17 protein-coding genes are annotated in these 16,997 nt (G+C 72.0%); 11 read left to right on the plus strand and 6 right to left on the minus strand.

Going from position 1 to position 16,997, the window contains the following annotated elements; genetic code table 11:
* The first annotated feature begins 6 nt into the window (after window positions 1–6).
* From ACJX2R_RS30345 to ACJX2R_RS30365, 5 genes are read left to right on the plus strand one after another with little or no spacing between them, the layout of a single operon-like run.
* Entirely contained in the window at window positions 7–885 is an 879-nt protein-coding gene (locus ACJX2R_RS30345) for an STAS domain-containing protein (RefSeq protein WP_413102706.1), read from the plus strand.
* Window positions 882–1,292, plus strand: coding sequence for an STAS domain-containing protein (locus ACJX2R_RS30350; RefSeq protein ID WP_413102707.1), 411 nt, complete (start codon window positions 882–884; stop codon window positions 1,290–1,292). The genes ACJX2R_RS30345 and ACJX2R_RS30350 overlap by 4 nt, the downstream gene beginning before the upstream one ends.
* The gene (locus ACJX2R_RS30355) at window positions 1,276–1,755 is read left to right on the plus strand and encodes an anti-sigma regulatory factor (RefSeq protein ID WP_413102708.1); all 480 of its coding nucleotides are present in this window, start codon (window positions 1,276–1,278) and stop codon (window positions 1,753–1,755) included. The genes ACJX2R_RS30350 and ACJX2R_RS30355 overlap by 17 nt, the downstream gene beginning before the upstream one ends.
* The gene (locus ACJX2R_RS30360; RefSeq protein WP_413102709.1) at window positions 1,752–2,771 is read left to right on the plus strand and encodes a SpoIIE family protein phosphatase; all 1,020 of its coding nucleotides are present in this window, start codon (window positions 1,752–1,754) and stop codon (window positions 2,769–2,771) included. The genes ACJX2R_RS30355 and ACJX2R_RS30360 overlap by 4 nt, the downstream gene beginning before the upstream one ends.
* A complete protein-coding gene (locus tag ACJX2R_RS30365) occupies window positions 2,768–3,976 on the plus strand; it encodes a PP2C family protein-serine/threonine phosphatase (protein WP_413102710.1) in 1,209 nt (402 codons plus the stop codon). Before ACJX2R_RS30360 ends, ACJX2R_RS30365 begins: the two co-directional genes overlap by 4 nt.
* Here the strand turns inward: ACJX2R_RS30365 and ACJX2R_RS30370 are convergent.
* Entirely contained in the window at window positions 3,970–4,506 is a 537-nt protein-coding gene (locus ACJX2R_RS30370) for a hypothetical protein (protein ID WP_413102711.1), read from the minus strand. The two genes, ACJX2R_RS30365 and ACJX2R_RS30370, sit on opposite strands and share 7 nt — an antisense overlap.
* 99 nt (window positions 4,507–4,605) lie before the next feature.
* Window positions 4,606–6,705, minus strand: a complete 2,100-nt coding sequence (locus tag ACJX2R_RS30375) for a glycosyltransferase family 4 protein (RefSeq protein WP_413102712.1) — start codon at window positions 6,703–6,705, stop codon at window positions 4,606–4,608.
* 229 nt (window positions 6,706–6,934) lie between these two features.
* Here ACJX2R_RS30375 and ACJX2R_RS30380 point away from each other — a divergent pair, with 229 nt between their 5' ends.
* The gene (locus ACJX2R_RS30380; RefSeq protein WP_413102713.1) at window positions 6,935–7,738 is read left to right on the plus strand and encodes a hypothetical protein; all 804 of its coding nucleotides are present in this window, start codon (window positions 6,935–6,937) and stop codon (window positions 7,736–7,738) included.
* A 37-nt stretch (window positions 7,739–7,775) separates the two neighbouring features.
* On the opposite strand, the gene ACJX2R_RS30385 is transcribed toward ACJX2R_RS30380, so the two are convergent.
* Window positions 7,776–8,642, minus strand: coding sequence for a hypothetical protein (locus ACJX2R_RS30385; protein WP_413102714.1), 867 nt, complete (start codon window positions 8,640–8,642; stop codon window positions 7,776–7,778).
* A 416-nt stretch (window positions 8,643–9,058) separates the two neighbouring features.
* Between ACJX2R_RS30385 and rplM the strand changes: the two genes are divergently transcribed.
* From rplM to glmM, 3 genes are all read left to right on the plus strand, one after another.
* Window positions 9,059–9,502 carry a 50S ribosomal protein L13 gene (gene rplM / locus ACJX2R_RS30390; protein ID WP_020869230.1) on the plus strand — a complete coding sequence of 148 codons (444 nt, stop codon included), beginning with the start codon at window positions 9,059–9,061 and terminating at the stop codon, window positions 9,500–9,502.
* Window positions 9,503–9,543: 41 nt separating this feature from the next.
* Window positions 9,544–10,047, plus strand: coding sequence for a 30S ribosomal protein S9 (gene rpsI, locus ACJX2R_RS30395; protein WP_037952927.1), 504 nt, complete (start codon window positions 9,544–9,546; stop codon window positions 10,045–10,047).
* A gap of 151 nt (window positions 10,048–10,198) precedes the next feature.
* A complete protein-coding gene (gene glmM / locus ACJX2R_RS30400; RefSeq protein ID WP_413102715.1) occupies window positions 10,199–11,557 on the plus strand; it encodes a phosphoglucosamine mutase in 1,359 nt (452 codons plus the stop codon).
* Window positions 11,558–11,696: 139 nt separating this feature from the next.
* Here glmM and ACJX2R_RS30405 read toward each other — a convergent pair whose 3' ends face one another.
* The 3 genes from ACJX2R_RS30405 to ACJX2R_RS30415 all read right to left on the minus strand — a co-directional run bounded on the left by ACJX2R_RS30405 (window position 11,697) and on the right by ACJX2R_RS30415 (window position 14,576).
* On the minus strand, window positions 11,697–12,617 hold the full coding sequence (locus ACJX2R_RS30405; RefSeq protein ID WP_413102716.1) for a DUF389 domain-containing protein: 921 nt from the start codon (window positions 12,615–12,617) through the stop codon (window positions 11,697–11,699).
* Between the two features lie 13 nt (window positions 12,618–12,630).
* Complete coding sequence (gene coaA / locus ACJX2R_RS30410) at window positions 12,631–13,641, minus strand: type I pantothenate kinase (RefSeq protein ID WP_262705026.1); 1,011 nt, start codon at window positions 13,639–13,641, stop codon at window positions 12,631–12,633.
* 83 nt (window positions 13,642–13,724) lie between these two features.
* Window positions 13,725–14,576, minus strand: coding sequence for a hypothetical protein (locus tag ACJX2R_RS30415; protein ID WP_413102717.1), 852 nt, complete (start codon window positions 14,574–14,576; stop codon window positions 13,725–13,727).
* Between the two features lie 128 nt (window positions 14,577–14,704).
* On the opposite strand from ACJX2R_RS30415, the gene glmS reads away from it, so the two are divergent.
* Together glmS and ACJX2R_RS30425 are read left to right on the plus strand one after the other, a co-directional pair.
* Entirely contained in the window at window positions 14,705–16,552 is a 1,848-nt protein-coding gene (glmS, locus tag ACJX2R_RS30420) for a glutamine--fructose-6-phosphate transaminase (isomerizing) (protein WP_413102718.1), read from the plus strand.
* A 28-nt stretch (window positions 16,553–16,580) separates the two neighbouring features.
* Window positions 16,581–16,949 carry a holo-ACP synthase gene (locus ACJX2R_RS30425; RefSeq protein WP_262705029.1) on the plus strand — a complete coding sequence of 123 codons (369 nt, stop codon included), beginning with the start codon at window positions 16,581–16,583 and terminating at the stop codon, window positions 16,947–16,949.
* Window positions 16,950–16,997: the final 48 nt, after the last annotated feature.

Raw genomic sequence — 16,997 nt, forward strand, 5'->3', positions numbered from 1 at the left:
AACCGCGTGAGTACCAGCGAGGCCGCTGTGCGCGAGCGCCTGACCAGGGCGCTCCATGAACGCGGCGAGGAGATCGCCGATCGCTGGGTCGAGCTGCAAATGGAGCAGGCCCTGCTCGACACCGACATCGGGGAGGCCGAACTCCGCGAGGAGGCCGACTCCTTGATCGAGGCGCTGGTCCCGGGGCTCCGGAGCGGTGTGCCGGCGGACCGCGTGGTGACCTCCAGCCCGGGGCTGCACGAGGCCGTGGTCGGCCTGTCGCTGCGCCGGGCGCGGGCCGGGGCCACCCCGACGGCGACCTCGCTCGCGGTGCTGGCGCTCAAGGAGGCGCTGCTGAAGGCGGTGCAGCGGGACACCCGGGACGCCGAGGAGCTGTTCGCCTCGGCCGTCTTCATGAACCGGCTGCTCGATGTGGCCGGGGCGCTGTCCTTCGAGACGTATGTGGATGGCCGGGAGGAGATCATCCGCCGGCAGAGCCAGCAGCTGATGGAGCAGTCGACACCGGTGGTGCGGCTGTGGCGGCAGGTGCTGGCCGTTCCGCTGATCGGCACGCTGGACACCGCCCGGACCCAGGTGGTGATGGAGAATCTGCTCCAGGCCATCCAGGACCATGAGGCACTGGTCGCGATCATCGACATCACGGGTGTGCCGACGGTGGACACCGCCGTCGCCCAGCATCTGATGCAGACCGTGAACGCGGTGCGGCTGATGGGCGCGGACTGTGTGATCAGCGGGGTGCGCCCCTCGATCGCCCAGACCATCGCCCAGCTCGGCATCGATCTGTCCACCATCCTCACGCGGGCGACGCTGGCCGACGCGCTGGCCGCCGCGATCAAGCTGATCGACGGGCCCGGGCCCGACGGTGACGAAGGAGACGGCCGGTGACCGGTCAGCCCCAGCCCGGCGTTCCGATTCTGCGACTGGGAGACGTCCTGGTCACCGGCCTGCTCAATGAAATCGACGACCGGACCGCCATCGCCTTCACCGAGGAGCTGACCGAGCGGATCTCGGCCGAGGGCGCCCGAGGGGTGCTCATCGACATCTCCCGGCTGGAGGTCATCGACTCCTTCGTGGCCCGGACGCTGATGGAGCTGACCACGGTCGCCCGGCTGCTGGGGGCGCGGGTGATCGTGGCCGGGATGCGACCGCCGGTGGCGATCACCCTGGTCGAGCTCGGGATCGAGCTCGTCGGCGTGGAGACCGCACTCAATCCGGAGCAGGGCTTGGCCGCGCTGGGGTGGCGTCAGGCCCCACAGCCCCTGGAAGGGGCCCGACGTGGCACCGCCCGGTGAATTCACCCTCGCCTCCCGCGGGCCCAAGACGCCCTCGCGGACGGATGGCCGGCGCCCGCCCGCGCCGGCCTCGTACCCGGTGCGCACGGAGGAGGACCTGCTGACGGTCCGCCATGCCGTGCGCGCGGCCACCGTCGAGGTGGGCTTCGGCCTGGTGGACCAGACCCGCGTGGTGACGGCCGCCAGCGAGCTCGCCCGTAACGCCTATGTCCACGGGGGCGGCGGCACGGTGACCCTGGAGTATCCGCGCGACCCCCGCGGACGGCGGGGACTGCGGCTGGTCGTCAAGGACGAGGGGCCGGGGATAGCCGACCTCGACGCGGCGCTCACCGACGGCTTCACCACCGGCTCGGGCCTGGGCCACGGACTGGGCGGCGCCCGGCGGTTGATGGACGAGTTCTCGGTGCGTACCGGCCCGGGTGAGGGCACGGTGGTGGTCGCCACCCGCTGGACGGTGCGGTGACCCATACGTTCACGGCGCCCACCGTCCAGGTGCGCGTCGACCACCGCAGCGCCGTGCAGCTGGCCGCCGAGGCGGCGCGTGAGGTGGCCCGGGCGTGCGAGCTGCCGGGGGCGCTGCCCGACCAGGCGGCGGTGATCGCCTCGGAGCTGGCGACCAATCTGGACAAGCACGCCAGCGACGGCACGCTCTACGTCCAGCCGATGCCGCTGGGCCACGGGATGGAGATCCTCGCCGCCGACCGCGGCCCCGGTATGCACGACCCCGAGCGCTGTCTCGCGGACGGCTACACCACCTCCGGAACGCTGGGGGTCGGGCTCGGCGCCGTCAAGCGGATGGCGACCCACTTCCATATGCGCAGCGCCGACGGCACCCACGCGGGCACCTGGGCCTGCGCCCGGCTCATCGCGCCGGGCGAGCGGCGGCCGGAGTGGCAGGGGGTCGGCGCGGTCTGTCTGCCCGCCGAGGGGGAGGAGGGCTGTGGCGACGCCTGCGCGATCGTCGACACGGACTCCGCCCGCACCGCGGTCGTCCTGGACGGTCTGGGCCACGGCCGGCCCGCCGCCGAGGCGGCCCAGGCGGCGCTGCGCACCTTCCACGCCGACCCCGACCGGCCGCTGCCCGAGGTGCTCACCCGGATGAACCGGGCCCTGCGACACACCCGAGGGGCCGCCGTGGGCGTGCTGCGGCTGCGTTCCGGGCACGCCGACTACTGCGGTGTCGGCAACATCCGCGCCCTCGCCCTGACCCACGACCGGGTTCGGCACCGGCTGACCGGGCAGCCCGGAGTCGTCGGCTGGGGAATGCCCACCCCCCGCGTCCACGATTTCCCGCTGCCCCAGGGCGGTACGGCGGTGCTGCACAGTGACGGCATCGACGCCCGCTGGTCGCTCGACCCGCCCCCGTCCGTGCTCCGCCTCCCGCCGCCCCTGTTGTCCGCCGCACTCGCCCATGGCCACCGCCGCGTCCGCGACGACGCCACGGTGCTCGCGGCCAGGTCCCCCTTAAGGCTTCCATGACGACGAGGAACCTCATCTGCGCCACGACGGCGGGGCTCAGCCGGGCCGTTCGGGCGCTGGCCCGCGAGCACGCCCTGGACCCCGCGGTCCGGGCGCGCCTTGTGCTGTCCGCCACCGAGGCCGCCGGGTCGGCGCTGCGCGCCGGGCGGGAGACGGGCCTCGAGTGGGGTTACGAACCGGCCGGGGGACTGCTCACAGTGGTGCTGCGGACCCCGGGCGACACGGGTCCGGTGGCGGCGGATCTCCCGATGGCCCCCGACGAGGTGACCGGGGACCGGGTGGTCTGGCGCCTCCCGGCGTCACCCCCGTCCGGCGCCGCGGACGAGGCGCCCGACGAGGACGCCCTCGCCGCGGAGGAGCTGCGCGCGGTCGTGGCCGCCGCCGACGCGCTCACCTCCGAGCACCGCCGTCTCAATGACGAACTCGCCGAGACCAACAGCGGGGTGCTCGCGCTCTACGTCCAGCTCGACGAGCGGGACAAGCGGTTGCGCACCGCGCACGGCCAGACGCTGCGGGAGCTGGAGGACGCGCTGCGCCCGGCGCCCATCAAGGCCGACGGTCTGGAACTCGCCGTGCACTACGAGCCGGCCGGCACCGACGCGCCGACCGGCGGGGATCTGTACGACTGGTTCGTACTGCCCGACGGCACCGTCCACATCACCATCGTGGACGCGCTGGGCCATGGGGTGACCAGTACGCGCAGCGCGCTCAACGTCACCCACGCGGTGCGCACCCTGGCCCTGGAGGGCCACCGGCTCGAGTCGATCGTGGCCCGCACCGACGAGATCCTGCGGCCCTTCGACCGGTCCGTGATGGCCACCGTGCAGCTGGCCCGGATCGATCCGGCCACCGGTGAGCTGTGGCTGGCCAATGGGAGCCATCCGCCCGCGCTGCTGCTGCGCCGCGACGGGTCGGCCCGGTATCTGGAGGCCCGGGGGCGCGGAATCGGCTTTCCGCTGCCCGGCAGCGAGACCCCGCTGACCGAGCGGCTGGCCCCCGGGGACCTCCTCCTGCTCTACACCGACGGTCTCACCGAGAGCCGCCGGGACCCGATCGAGGGCGAGAAGCGCCTGATCGAGGCCGCGCACAAGCATGTGCGGAGCCCGACGGAGGAGGTTCCCGGCGCCATCGCGGAGGATATGCACACGGTGATCCTGCATCCGGATGACACCCTCGCGCTGGCGGTGCGGCTCACCGGTCAGTGATCGGCGGCCGGGCCGAGGCGCTGCCGCGGGATACGGCCCCGCCGGTGGTCCCGCCGGCGGGGGACCGGAGGCGGGAGCGGGCGCTCGTCCTGCGGCTGGGCACGGACCAGCTGTTCGAACAGGGGACGCGCCGCGACCAGCGCCTCCCGCATCCGCTCCGTGGCCGTCTCGGCGGGCTCGTTGTCGTTCACCCGCGCCGCCATGGCGTGCAGCCGGCGGTAGCCGTCGATCTCCTCGGGGTGACGGACGGACAGCGCGGCCATCCGCTTCTCCGCGGACTCGGCCGGATAGCCGCGGTCGACGGCCAACGCGCCCAGCAGCCGGTCGGCTTCGCGCAGGGCCCATCCGGGGGAGTCCACGAACCGCTCTTGCAGGCCCGCCCACCGCGCCGCGTACCGCTCCCTGGCTTCCGAGGGCAGGCTTCGGACCGGCAGTTCGCCCTTGCGGCCCTGCCGCACCGAGGGGGCGATCACCAGGCCGGCCATGGCGGCCAATGCCGCCAGCAGGATGATGAGCGTGACTGTTGACATCGCTGTGCCTTCCGCAGAGATTTCCCTCGCTCGAGGCTGGTATCACCGAGTGTTACCGGTGGTCTCGGCGGCAAACACGGCACCTTTGGACCGATTCCCTCAATTCCCCGTGGTGACGGAGGTGATGGCGAGGTCACCGGTGCGGGTGAGGTGGGGGCGGACACCGTGAGTGATCGGGAAGAGGTCCGTTTTGTCGCGGTCCACGATGTCGCCGACGATGCGTCCGATCCGGATCGGGGTCCCGCCCCGGGCGGACTTATGGAGCGTCAGGGTCCAGCCCGCGGCGCCCTCTTCGCCGTCATGGGCCTCCCGGATCCGCTCGTACGGGACGGTGAAGCGGAACCGGCCGCCGTCGAGCGCCGTGACCCCGGTGAGGAACGGACGGGCCGGGCCCCTGGACGGGGTGGCCACCGCGGTCGGGGTGGCGTCGGGCCCGAAGCGGGCGCCGTGCAGGGTGCCTTCGACGGCGATCCCCTCGGCGTCCAGGCGGATCACCCGGGCCTCGGCGTGGGCCGGGCGCCGCCAGGCGCGCAGCGCGAGATAGCCGTCGACGGTGGAGTAGGGGATCCACCAGGTGAACGGGGAGCCGGGCAGCGGCTCCAGGTCCAGCAGCCCGCGCCCCTCGGCGAAGCGGCAGCCGACCCGGCGGCGGACGCCGTCGGAGGGGCGGACCACATGCAGATCCCAGCGGCCCTCGTCGAGGTCGAGCGTCGCGCGGTCGAGCGTGGCCGTCCAGGGCGCGGACGGCGCGGCGCCGACCGGGGGCAGCAGCGGTATGTGGAAGGGGGGTTCGTCGCTCTTGCGGCGGGTGACGGTCAGTACGAGCTCACCGCCGTGCAGACCGGCGGGCTCCAGCAGCACCGACAGATCGCCCCCGGCGGTGACCCGGCAGGAGGCGACGGGCCGCAGGGGCTTGCGGATCAGGTGCTTGACCGTGTCCTTGAGGGTGCCGGTCAGCGGCGCTCCGGCCGGCCGGCCCCGTAGCGGCGCGGCCGTACGGCGCCGGTGGGCCGGGGCCGTGGTGGAACGGGCGGTGCGGAGCTCCTCGATGAGCCGTTCGTAGGCGGCCGCCACGCGCTCGGGGGCGTAGCGCTCCGCCGCGACCCGGGCCGCCGCGCCCATCGAGCGGCGCAGCTCGTCGTCCTCGATCAGGGTCAGCAGCCCCTTGGCGATCCCGTCCGCGTCGCCCACCGGCACCAGCAGCCCGTCCCGGCCATCGGTGATGATCTCGCCAGGGCCGTGCGGGCAGTCGGTGGCGACCACGGGCACCCCGCAGTGCATCGCCTCGACGATCGTCATGCCGAATGACTCCTCGCGGGAGGTGACGGCGGCGATCGCGCCCTTGGCCCATTCGGTCTCGATGGGGGAGTGGGCGCCCATCAGGGTGATGTGACCGGCCAGCCCGAGCTCGTCGATCTGGCGGCGCAGCGCGGGGAGTTGGGGGCCGCGGCCGTAGATGCGCAACCGCCAGTCGGGGTGTTTGGCGGCCACCGTCTCCCAGGCGGCCACCAGCAGGTCGTAGCGCTTGACGGGGATCAGCCGGCCCGCGGCCACGACGAGTTTGGCGCGGCCGTCGGAGGGTTCGATCCCGGTGGCGGGCACCCCGTTGGGCAGGGCGGTCAGCCGGGTGGTGACGCCGGGGAGATGGGCTCGGTGGGTGGCCGCGTCGGCCTCGGAGACGGAGGTGTACGCGTCGAGGTGGGGTATGGCGGCGTCGCAGGCGGCGCGGATCTCGGCGCGGTGGGTGCCGTAGAGGCGGTGCTCCTGGCCGATCCGCAGAAAGCGGCCGGCGCGGCCGAGCGCGGCGAGATAGATGACCAGGCCGGGGCGGGTGGCGATGACGACATCGGCGTCGGTGCGGTCGAGGTACTCGGCGACGCGTTCGTCGGTGAGGGCGTTGAAGTTGGTGGTGCCCCTGGCCTCGGCGGCGGGGATGTGGGCGCTGGTCCGGGTCAGCAGCGGATGGCCGAGGTCGGCGGCGCGGCGCCCGGCGCGGGGCTGGTCTTCCTGGGGGCGCAGGTCGATCAGGGGTCTGAGCCGTACGGCGGGGTGGAGGGGGAGGTTCGGGGTGTCGATGGTGCGGATCAGGGAGACGATCTCCACGGTGTGGTGGGCGGCGAGCGCCCCGGCCACATTGAAGGTCGACCGGATGGTTCCGCCGATGCCATAGGCGTTGTGGAGCAGGAAAGAAATCTTCATGGTGATGTACGCGCGGCGGAGCAGAACTGCCGCGTCGTGCCCTCCCCTCCGAGGCGGAGCCAGTAAGGACCGAGTCGGTCGGTAAGACTGGCTGGGGCCGCGAAGGTTGCTTATGCGTGTGGTGATATGGGATCCACCACATTCGCAAAAGGGATTACAACCTTCCCCGGGTTCTGGGAGTCTGCGGGGTGTCCGTGCGGAGCCCGTACGGGACCGATACCGACCAGGGGTGGACAGAGAGATGAACGACTCCGGTGCGAAGCGGACCGTGGCCGCGGCCATCGCGGTGGTGGCGGCGCTCGGGCTGATGACCGGATGCGGCAGCGACTCCGGCGACGGCAAGGCGGACGGCGCCAAGCAGGCGGGCAGCGCCGAGCAGGGTGACGGCGCTTCGCAGGGGGACGAGGCCGCGAGCTCCGACCCGGCCGCCAAGCCCCTGTCCGCGTCCGCCCTGGAGCGGGCCGCCCTGACCAACGGCGAGGTCAAGGGGGTCGAGGTGCAGAAGATGACCGACAAGGAGGTCAGCGAGGGCGGCTCGGCCAAGACCGGCAAGGCCGCGTGCCAGCCGATGGCCGCGCTGATGGGGAGCAAGTACGACCCGGCGCCCAAGGCCAGCGTCCACCGCGCCTACGCCACCAACCTCACCAAGGCGAAGGTCGGCGGCACCGGCCTGATCCGGATCTCCTCCTACGGACCGGGCGACGCCGAGCGCACGGTGAAGGACCTGCGCGAGGCCGTCGCCTCCTGCCAGGGCGGCTTCCCCGCCCAGGACGGCACGGGCGGGAAGGCGGACGTCGAGAAGGTGACACCGCTGGACGCGCCGAAGGCCGGGGACGAGGCGCTGTCCTTCAGCCTGCATGACGCGGGCAAGCAGAAGGCCGTCATCAAGTTCACGGTCGTGCGGACCGGGCCGCAGGTGACGGTGTTCTTCGGGGTGAACATCGCCGACCCCGCGAAGTCCGAGATCCCGGCCGCGGTGGTGGACGCCCAGATGGCGAAGGTGGAGAAGGCCACGAAGGGCGCCGCGTCGTAGCGCCGCCCGGCGGGCGGTTTCCGTTCGTGGCCGGTTCTCAGTTGGTGGCGGAGGCGGCCGAGGCGGCCTCCGCCGACGCCTGGGCACTGCCCCGGGCCAGGATCCGGCGGAAGGTGTAGTCGGCCACATCGCGGCCGGCCTGGAGGGTGGCGGTGTCCGACGACGTGACCGCCTTCCCCGACGTATAGCCGGAGATCGTGAAGTAGGCGTACCGCCCGATCGCGTTCGCCGAGCTCTGGCAGGCCGTCCGGCGGCAGAAGGTCGGGACGCCCCCGCCCGAGAGCGAGGCGATGTTCGGCTGGTACCGGTCCTTGGCCTTCTCAGCCGCCGCCTTGCCGTCGAAGACGGCGACACCGACCGTCACCGCGACACCGTCCCGGGTGAAGGTGGCCCGCAGCAGCTTGCGGCAGCCGTTGTTCACCAGGACGGAGCCGAGCGCCCCCTGGGTCGCGGCCGAGCAGCTGGTGGTGGAGGCGGACGCCGCCTTGGTGTACGAGCGGTCGTCCTTGGCGGCGCGCTTGTCGGGGAAGAGGCTGCCCGCGCTCAGCGGTGCCTTGTCCCGCCGGGCGCTGGAGATGATGTCCAGCGGCTTCGGCGGCGCGGGCGGCGCCACATTGGAGAAGGACGGCTCGGGCGTCGCCGACTCGCTGGGCAGGTCCGGCTGGGTGGGCACTCCACCGGCCGAATCTCCGCCCCCCTTGTCCTTGTGGCCGCTGCTGACCACGGCGGTGGCGACGATCGCGGCGACGGCGGCCGTCGCCAGCGCCCCGCCCCCGATGAAGAGCAGCTTGCGGCGGCGGTTGCGCGCGGCGGACTGATCGGCGAGCGCCGCCCAGTCCGGCGTCGACGGCTGAGGCGGCTGAGAACCCCCGGGCCCATAAGGCCCCCCTTGCCCAAAGCTCATGGCGCGCATCTTAGACCGGCCGAGTGACACGATGGACCCGCCCGCGGGTCTCTCTTCCTCGCGCCCCACGCCCACTCGGCCGCTGTCCCCGGCCCGACCCGGGGCGCGGGCGGACGCACGGCGAAGCCCTCCCGGCGGTGGCCGGGGCCAGCGCGAGGGGCGTGGGGGCGTTTTGACCCGGGTGGGGGCGGGCCGGTATTCTGCCAGTTCGTTATGCGTATTGGCTTGCTCGTTCTCACGTGAGAGGCCGTTACGCCGGTCCACCGGGCCGATGACCAGCGGCAAGCACTCGGCATGCGTCACCGAGGTGCGGCCACGGCTGTCGTGATCGTCCGGGTGGCCTTGTCCGGACCTGTCCTCCCGGCCCTCGCGGGCTCGGGGAGACTCCACTCACTGAAGAAGCGAAGGCTACGACCGTGCGTACGTACAGCCCCAAGCCCGGCGACGTTCAGCGTCAGTGGCATGTCATCGACGCCACCGACGTGGTTCTGGGCCGTCTGGCCACCCAGGCCGCCACCCTTTTGCGGGGTAAGCACAAGCCGGTGTACGCGCCGCATGTCGACGCTGGTGACTTCGTCATCATCATCAACGCCGACAAGGTGCACCTCTCCGGCAACAAGCGGACCCAGAAGATGGCGTACCGCCACTCCGGCTACCCGGGTGGTCTGCGCTCCATCCGCTATGACGAGCTGCTGGAGAAGAACCCGGAGAAGGCCGTCGAGAAGGCCATCAAGGGCATGCTCCCCAAGAACACCCTGGGCCGTCAGATGCTCTCGAAGCTGAAGGTGTACTCGGGCGACCAGCACCCGCACGCCGCTCAGCAGCCGGTTCCGTTCGAGATCACCCAGGTCGCGCAGTAGTCCCGGCCACCCCTTACGACGAAGAGAATCTGAGGAGCATCGTGGCCGAGACCACCGCCGAGACCCCCCTCGATGTCGAGGAGTACACCACCGAGAGCGTTGAGACGGTCGAGTCGGAGTACACCTCCGAGTCGCTAGCTTCCCGCTTCGGTGACCCGCAGCCTGCCGCCGGCACCGGCCGCCGCAAGAACGCCGTGGCGCGTGTCCGCATCGTGCCGGGCAGCGGGCAGTGGAAGATCAACGGACGTACTCTCGAGGAGTACTTCCCCAACAAGGTCCACCAGCAGGAAGTCAACGAGCCCTTCAAGGTGCTCGAGCTGGACGACCGCTACGACGTCATCGCCCGCATCTCCGGCGGCGGCGTCTCCGGCCAGGCCGGGGCGCTGCGTCTGGGCATCGCCCGGGCGCTGAACGAGGCGGACGTGGACAACAACCGCGGCCCCCTCAAGAAGGCCGGCTTCCTGACCCGTGACGACCGCGCCACCGAGCGTAAGAAGGCCGGTCTGAAGAAGGCCCGCAAGGCGCCGCAGTACAGCAAGCGCTGACGCCCATCGCGGCACCGCTGCTTCACCCGAACGCCCCGGCGGCACCACCTGTGCCTCCGGGGCGTTCGGCTATCGCCACCGGGGGGCGTATACCTACAAGCAAGCTTCAAGCAAGCTTCGGCCCCCCAGCTCGTAACTTCGGAGGACACCAGTGGGACGACTCTTCGGTACGGATGGTGTGCGCGGCGTCGCGAACGCCGATCTGACGGCTGAGATGGTGCTCGGCCTGTCGGTAGCGGCGGCGCATGTGCTCGCCGAGGCGGGAACCTTCGAGGGCCATCGGCCGGTGGCGGTGGTCGGGCGGGATCCGCGAGCGTCCGGGGAGTTCCTGGAGGCGGCCGTGGTGGCGGGGCTGGCCAGTGCCGGGGTGGACGTACTGCGGGTCGGCGTGCTGCCCACGCCGGCCGTCGCGCATCTGACCGGGGCGCTGGACGCGGACCTCGGGGTGATGCTCTCCGCGAGCCACAACCCGATGCCCGACAACGGCATCAAGTTCTTCGCCCGTGGCGGCCACAAGCTGGCCGACGAGCTGGAGGACCGCATCGAGACCACCTACCGCGCCCACGCCTCCGGTGAGCCGTGGGACCGGCCGACGGGCACCGGGGTGGGCCGGGTCCGGGACTACGACGAGGGCTTCGACGCCTATGTGGCCCATCTGGTCGGCGTCCTCCCCAACCGGCTCGACGGTCTCAAGGTCGTCATCGACGGGGCGCACGGCGCCGCCGCCCGGGTCTCCCCGGAGGCGTTCGCGCGGGCCGGGGCCGAGGTCGTGACGATCGGTACCGACCCGGACGGGCTCAACATCAACGACGGCTACGGCTCCACCCACCTCGCCCGCCTCCAGGCGGCCGTCGTGGAGCACCGGGCCGACCTCGGCATCGCCCACGACGGGGACGCCGACCGCTGTCTCGCGGTGGACGCGGCGGGCCGCGAGGTCGACGGCGACCAGATCCTCGCCGTCCTGGCCCTGGCCCTGCGCGAGGCGGGCGAGCTGCGCGGGGACACGGTGGTCGGCACCGTGATGTCCAACCTCGGTTTCAAGCTGGCGATGCGGCGCGAGGGCGTCGAACTGGTCCAGACGGCGGTCGGGGACCGCTATGTGCTGGAGGAGATGAAGTCCCACGGCTACGCCCTGGGCGGCGAGCAGTCCGGGCACGTGATCGTCCTCGACCACGCCACGACGGGTGACGGCACCCTCACCGGCCTGCTGCTGGCGGCCCGCGTCGCCGCGACCGGCCGCGCCCTGGCCGACCTCGCGGGCGTCATGGAGCGGCTGCCGCAGGTGCTGGTCAACGTCCCCGACGTGGACAAGTCCCGCGTCGCCTCCAGCGCGGACGTGGCCGCGGCCGTCGCCGAGGCCGAGCGCGAGCTGGGCGAGACCGGCCGGGTACTGCTCCGCCCCTCGGGCACGGAGCCGCTGGTGCGGGTCATGGTCGAGGCCGCCGACATCGAGCAGGCCCGCTCGGTGGCGGGCCGCCTGGCGGACGCGGTGAAGTCGGCGCTGGGCTAGGGCCGCGTCGCTCCTCAAGCGCCGGAGGGGCTGGTCTGCCAGCCCCTCCAGGGGGCACCTCCCAGCGGTAGCTGGGGGAGCTTGAGGAGTGGGGTCCGGGGCGGAGCCCCGGCGGGGGTCCGGGGCGGAGCCCCGCACCCTACCTCCGCCGCCCCCACAAAACCTTCTGCGCCACCAACGTCAACGTCCCCGCCACCACGATCCCCACCAGATTCAGCAGCAGCTGCTCCGTCGAGCCCCACATCTGGTCGATGTCCCCATACCCCAGCGCCACCGCCGCGTTGGCCGCCGCCGGCACCGTGGTCACCGAGATCGCCACACCCACCAGCGCGCCGGACTTCGCCGAGGTCAGCGAGAGCGTCCCGGCGATCCCCGCGAGCACGGCGACCACGAACGAGAACATGTCCGGCTTCCAGATGAAGTCCGTGTTCGGCCGGGCATGCTCCAGCATGTCCTTGCCGAAGAGGCCCGCCGCGTCCATCGCGATGCTGAAGCCGGTGGTCAGCGCCATCGCCGCCGCGAATCCGACCAGCAGCGCGATCGCCGAGCGGGCGGCCAGCCGCGGCGCGCGCCGCACCAGCGCGGTGCACAGCCCCGCCAGCGGCCCGAACTCGGGGCCGACCGCCATCGCGCCGACGATCAGGATCGCGTTGTCCAGCACCACACCGCATGCCGCGATCATCGTCGCGATGACGAGGAAGGCGAGATAGGTGACCGAGAGTGTGGACTCCTCGTGGGTGGCGTCCGCCAGGTGCTCCCACAGGACCGCGTCCGCGCCCTCGCCGGGCGCCTCCTCCTCCGCCTTGTCGGCGCGCTTGGACAGCGACAGGTCGATGTTCTCCACCGCGATCGAACCGGCCTCGTCAAGGCCCAGCTCACGCAGTTCGCCCAGCAGGGCGTCCCCGGCCTCGCGCGCCACGTCGCACATGACGACGTCCCCCGCGGGGTCGCGGGCGGCGCCCGGCAGCACCACCAGATGGGTGGCGCCGACCGTCTTCCCGATCGTGCGCACCACGTCCTCGGTGCGCTCGGCGGGGACGATCAACCTCAAGTGCAGCATGGCCCGACGCTCCTCACAGCTTGCGCAGGGACAGCCGCTGCACCTTGTGATCCGGCCCCTTGCGCAGCACCAACGTGGCCCGCCCCCGCGTGGGCTGCACATTCTGCTTCAGATTGGGCTGGTTGATGGTCCGCCAGATCATCCGCCCGTAGTCCAGCGCCTCCTCCTCCGAGACCTGGGTGTACTTGCGGAAGTACGAGGACGGGTCCTGGAAGGCCGTCTCCCGCAGCTTCTTGAAGCGGCCCAGGTACCAGCGCTCGATGTCCTCGGTCCGGGCGTCCACGTACACGCTGAAGTCGAAGAAGTCCGCGAGCCCGACGCGGGTCAGCCCGTCCTTCCCCGGCAGCGCGGGCTGGAGCACGTTGAGGCCCTCGACGATGAGGATGTCGGGGCGGTGCACGGTCAGCCGCTCGTCCGGCACGATGTCGTAGATCAGGTGGGAGTAGACCGGCGCCGACACCTCCGCCCGGCCCGCCTTCACATCGGCGACGAAGCGGGTCAGCGCCCGGCGGTCGTAGCTCTCCGGGAACCCCTTGCGGGACATCAGCCCACGGCGGCGCAGCTCGGCGTTGGGGTACAGAAAGCCGTCCGTGGTGATCAGCTCCACCCGCGGATGCTCGGGCCAGCGGGCCAGCAGCGCCTGGAGCAGCCGCGCGGTGGTCGACTTGCCGACCGCGACGCTCCCCGCCACGCCGATCACGAACGGCGTACCGGGCTGGGCCCCGTTGCCCCGCTTGGTGTCGCCCAGGAAGGTGTTGAGCGCGCCGCGCAGATTGCCGGTGGCGGCCACATAGAGGTTGAGCAGCCGGGACAGCGGCAGATAGACATCCCGCACCTCATCGAGGTCGATGACATCGCCGAGCCCTCGCAGCTTCTCGACCTCGTCGGCGGTCAGCGGCAGCGGCGTCTTGTCCCGCAGCGCGCTCCACTCGGCGCGGGACAGATCGACGTACGGGGTCGCTTCGCCGCTCCGCCGCTGCGGGCCGCGCACGGTGCGCGCCGCGCGCGCGGTTGACGTGATCACCCCCTCATTGTCATGGCAGGGACCGTCCGAGGGAGCGGTGCCGAGGCGTGGGGTCGGTCACCCCGGGCCGGGGCCGGGGGTCGTCACCCGGGGAGCACGCCCGTGACGGAGTCGGTCGGGGCGGTCCTGGACGCGTCCGGGACCCGCACCTTCACGGGCTTGCCGAAGTCGGTCAGGTTCATGGTGACGGTGACGTACCCCGTCTGCTGTACGGCCGACAGCTCGACCCGGGCCGGTCGTCCCTCCTCGTCCACCCAGACCATCGCGGACGCGGGCAGCCCGCCGCCCATCGCCTTCCGGGCCGTGTCGAGCTGCCTGCGGTGCTCGTCCGCCAGGCCGAGGGTGAGCGTCCGGTAGTCGAGCGTGCCCCGGTAGAGGCGCACCGGACGGCCGTCGATCGTGGTCGTGCCCCGGTCCGAGACGTCGCGGATGGCGGACGCCTGGCGCAGGAGGTGTTCGGGGTCGTTCAGCGGGGCCCGCAGCAGGGAGTGGGCCCTGGCCTTGTCGCGGTCGATGACCGCCCAGTGGCCCTTGGGAACGGTCCGGGAGAGATAGACCTTGCCCCCGCTGAAGACCTCGTCCATATGGTCGACCGCGCCGCCCGGGAAGTCGACCGACAGCTTGCCCTTGTCGGCGGCCAGGTCGAACGGGCCCGCTAAGGAGAGGGTGAAATCCTCACCTCTGCCGCGGGTCACGATGGTCTCGTCGATCCGGGCGCTGGTGGCGCGGGCCTTCGTCAGGGCGGCGCGGACGATGTCGACGGGTCTGCCGTCCGTGCTCTTCGTGGCGGACGCTTTCGCTCCGGCCGCCTTTCCGCTCGATTTCTCGGTGACGCGGGCCTTCTCGCTCGAACCCGATCCGCTCGAACCCGATGAACAGCCGGTGCCGAGCGCGAGAAGCAGTACGGCGGCGGACGACATGGTGATACGGCGCACGATCCCCCCAGGGAAGTGAAAGTAAAAGGGCGGCCCCCCGGCCGCTCGTGCGCATTATGCACGGCATGAGAGGGGCCTGTGCGTGGCCGGTGGTCGGTCTGCCACCCCCGGGGTCGTACGCTGCGTCCATGTGCGGAATCGTTGGTTACGTGGGAGGGCAGTCGGCCCTCGATGTCGTCCTCGCCGGGCTCAAGCGGCTGGAGTACCGCGGCTATGACTCGGCGGGCGTCGCCGTGCTGGCCGACGGTGGGCTGGCGGCGGCCAAGAAGGCGGGCAAGCTGGGCAACCTGGAGAAGGAGCTGGCCGACCGCCCGCTGCCCACCGGGGGCACCGGTATCGGCCACACCCGTTGGGCCACCCACGGCGGTCCGACCGATGCCAACGCCCATCCGCACCTGGACAACGCGGGCCGGGTCTCCGTCGTCCACAACGGCATCATCGAGAACTTCGCCGCGCTCCGCGCCGAGCTGGCCGAGCGCGGCCATGAGCTGGCCTCCGAGACCGACACCGAGGTCGTGGCGCATCTGCTCGCCGAGTCGTTCTCGTCCTGCGGCGACCTCGCCGAGGCGATGCGGCAGGTCTGCCGCCGGCTGGAGGGGGCCTTCACGCTGGTCGCGGTGCACGCGGACGCGCCCGATGTGGTGGTCGGGGCACGCCGCAACTCGCCGCTGGTCGTCGGCGTCGGCGAGGAGGAGGCGTTCCTCGCCTCCGATGTCGCCGCCTTCATCGCCCACACCCGCGAGGCCATCGAGCTGGGCCAGGACCAGGTCGTGGAGGCCCGCCGGGACGGTGTGACCGTCACCGACTTTGAGGGGGCGCCGGCCGAGGTCCGCCCGTACCACGTGGACTGGGACGCCTCCGCCGCCGAGAAGGGCGGCTACGACTACTTCATGCTCAAGGAGATCGCCGAGCAGCCGAAGGCCGTCGCGGACACCCTGCTCGGCCGGATCGACCTGGCCGGGAACCTCTGCCTGGACGAGGTGCGCATCCCGGCCTCGGTGCTGCGCGAGGTCAGCAAGGTCGTGATCGTGGCGTGCGGCACCGCGTACCACGCGGGCATGATCGCGAAGTACGCCATCGAGCACTGGACCCGGATCCCCTGCGAGACGGAGCTGGCCAGCGAGTTCCGCTACCGCGACCCGATCCTGGACCAGCGGACGCTGGTGATCGCCATCTCGCAGTCCGGCGAGACCATGGACACCCTGATGGCGCTGCGGCACGCCCGTGAGCAGGGCGCGAAGGTGCTGGCCATCTGCAATACGAACGGCTCCACGATTCCGCGTGAGTCGGACGCGGTGCTCTACACCCACGCCGGTCCCGAGGTCGCCGTCGCCTCCACCAAGGCGTTCCTCACCCAGCTGGTGGCCTGCTACCTGGTGGCCCTGTACCTGGGCCAGGTGCGCGGCACCAAGTGGGGCGACGAGATCCTCTCCGTGATCCGCGAGCTGTCGGAGATCGCGACCCAGGTGGACGAGGTCCTGGAGACCATGGAGCCGGTACGGGAGCTGGCCCGCACCCTCGCCGCCAAGAACACGGTCCTCTTCCTGGGCCGCCACGTCGGCTTCCCCGTCGCCCTGGAGGGCGCGCTCAAGCTCAAGGAGCTCGCGTACATGCACGCGGAGGGCTTCGCGGCGGGTGAGCTCAAGCACGGGCCGATCGCGCTGATCGAGCAGGACGTGCCGGTGGTCGTGGTCGTCCCCTCGCCGCGCGGGCGGTCCGTCCTCCACGACAAGATCGTCTCCAACATCCAGGAGATCCGGGCCCGCGGCGCCCGCACCATCGTGATCGCCGAGCGCGGCGACGAGACGGTGGCCCCGTACGCCGACCACCTCATCGAGATCCCCGCCACCCCCACCCTGCTCCAGCCCCTGGTCGCGACCGTTCCGCTACAGGTCTTCGCGTGCGAGCTGGCCACGGCGCGCGGCAACGAGGTCGACCAGCCGAGGAACCTGGCCAAGTCGGTGACGGTCGAGTGAGCCGTCGAGTGGTCCCTCGGGTGACGCCGTGATCATCGGCGTCGGCATCGACGTCGCCGAGATCGACCGCTTCGACGACGCGCTGCGGCGTACCCCTGGCATGGCGGACCGCCTGTTCGTCGAGCGCGAACTGTGGCTGCCGAGCGGGGAGCGCCGCGGCATGGCCTCCTTGGCCGCCCGCTTCGCGGCCAAGGAGGCGCTGGCCAAGTCCCTGGGCGCCCCCGGCGGCCTGCGCTGGACCGACGCCGAAATCCTCACCGAGCCGAGCGGCCGCCCCCGCTTCTCGGTCCGCGGCACGGTCGCGGTGTGCGCGGAGCGGCTGGGGGTGCGGGGCCTGCACGTCTCCCTGAGCCATGACGCGGGGGTCGCGTCGGCGGTGGTGATCGCGGAGGGATGAGGCTTCCGCGGAGTCCGCTGGGTGCGGGTGCGTGGGTGGTTCGCCTGC

Source organism: Streptomyces sp. Inha503 (assembly GCF_047215865.1).
Lineage (GTDB): Bacteria > Actinomycetota > Actinomycetes > Streptomycetales > Streptomycetaceae > Streptomyces > Streptomyces lycopersici.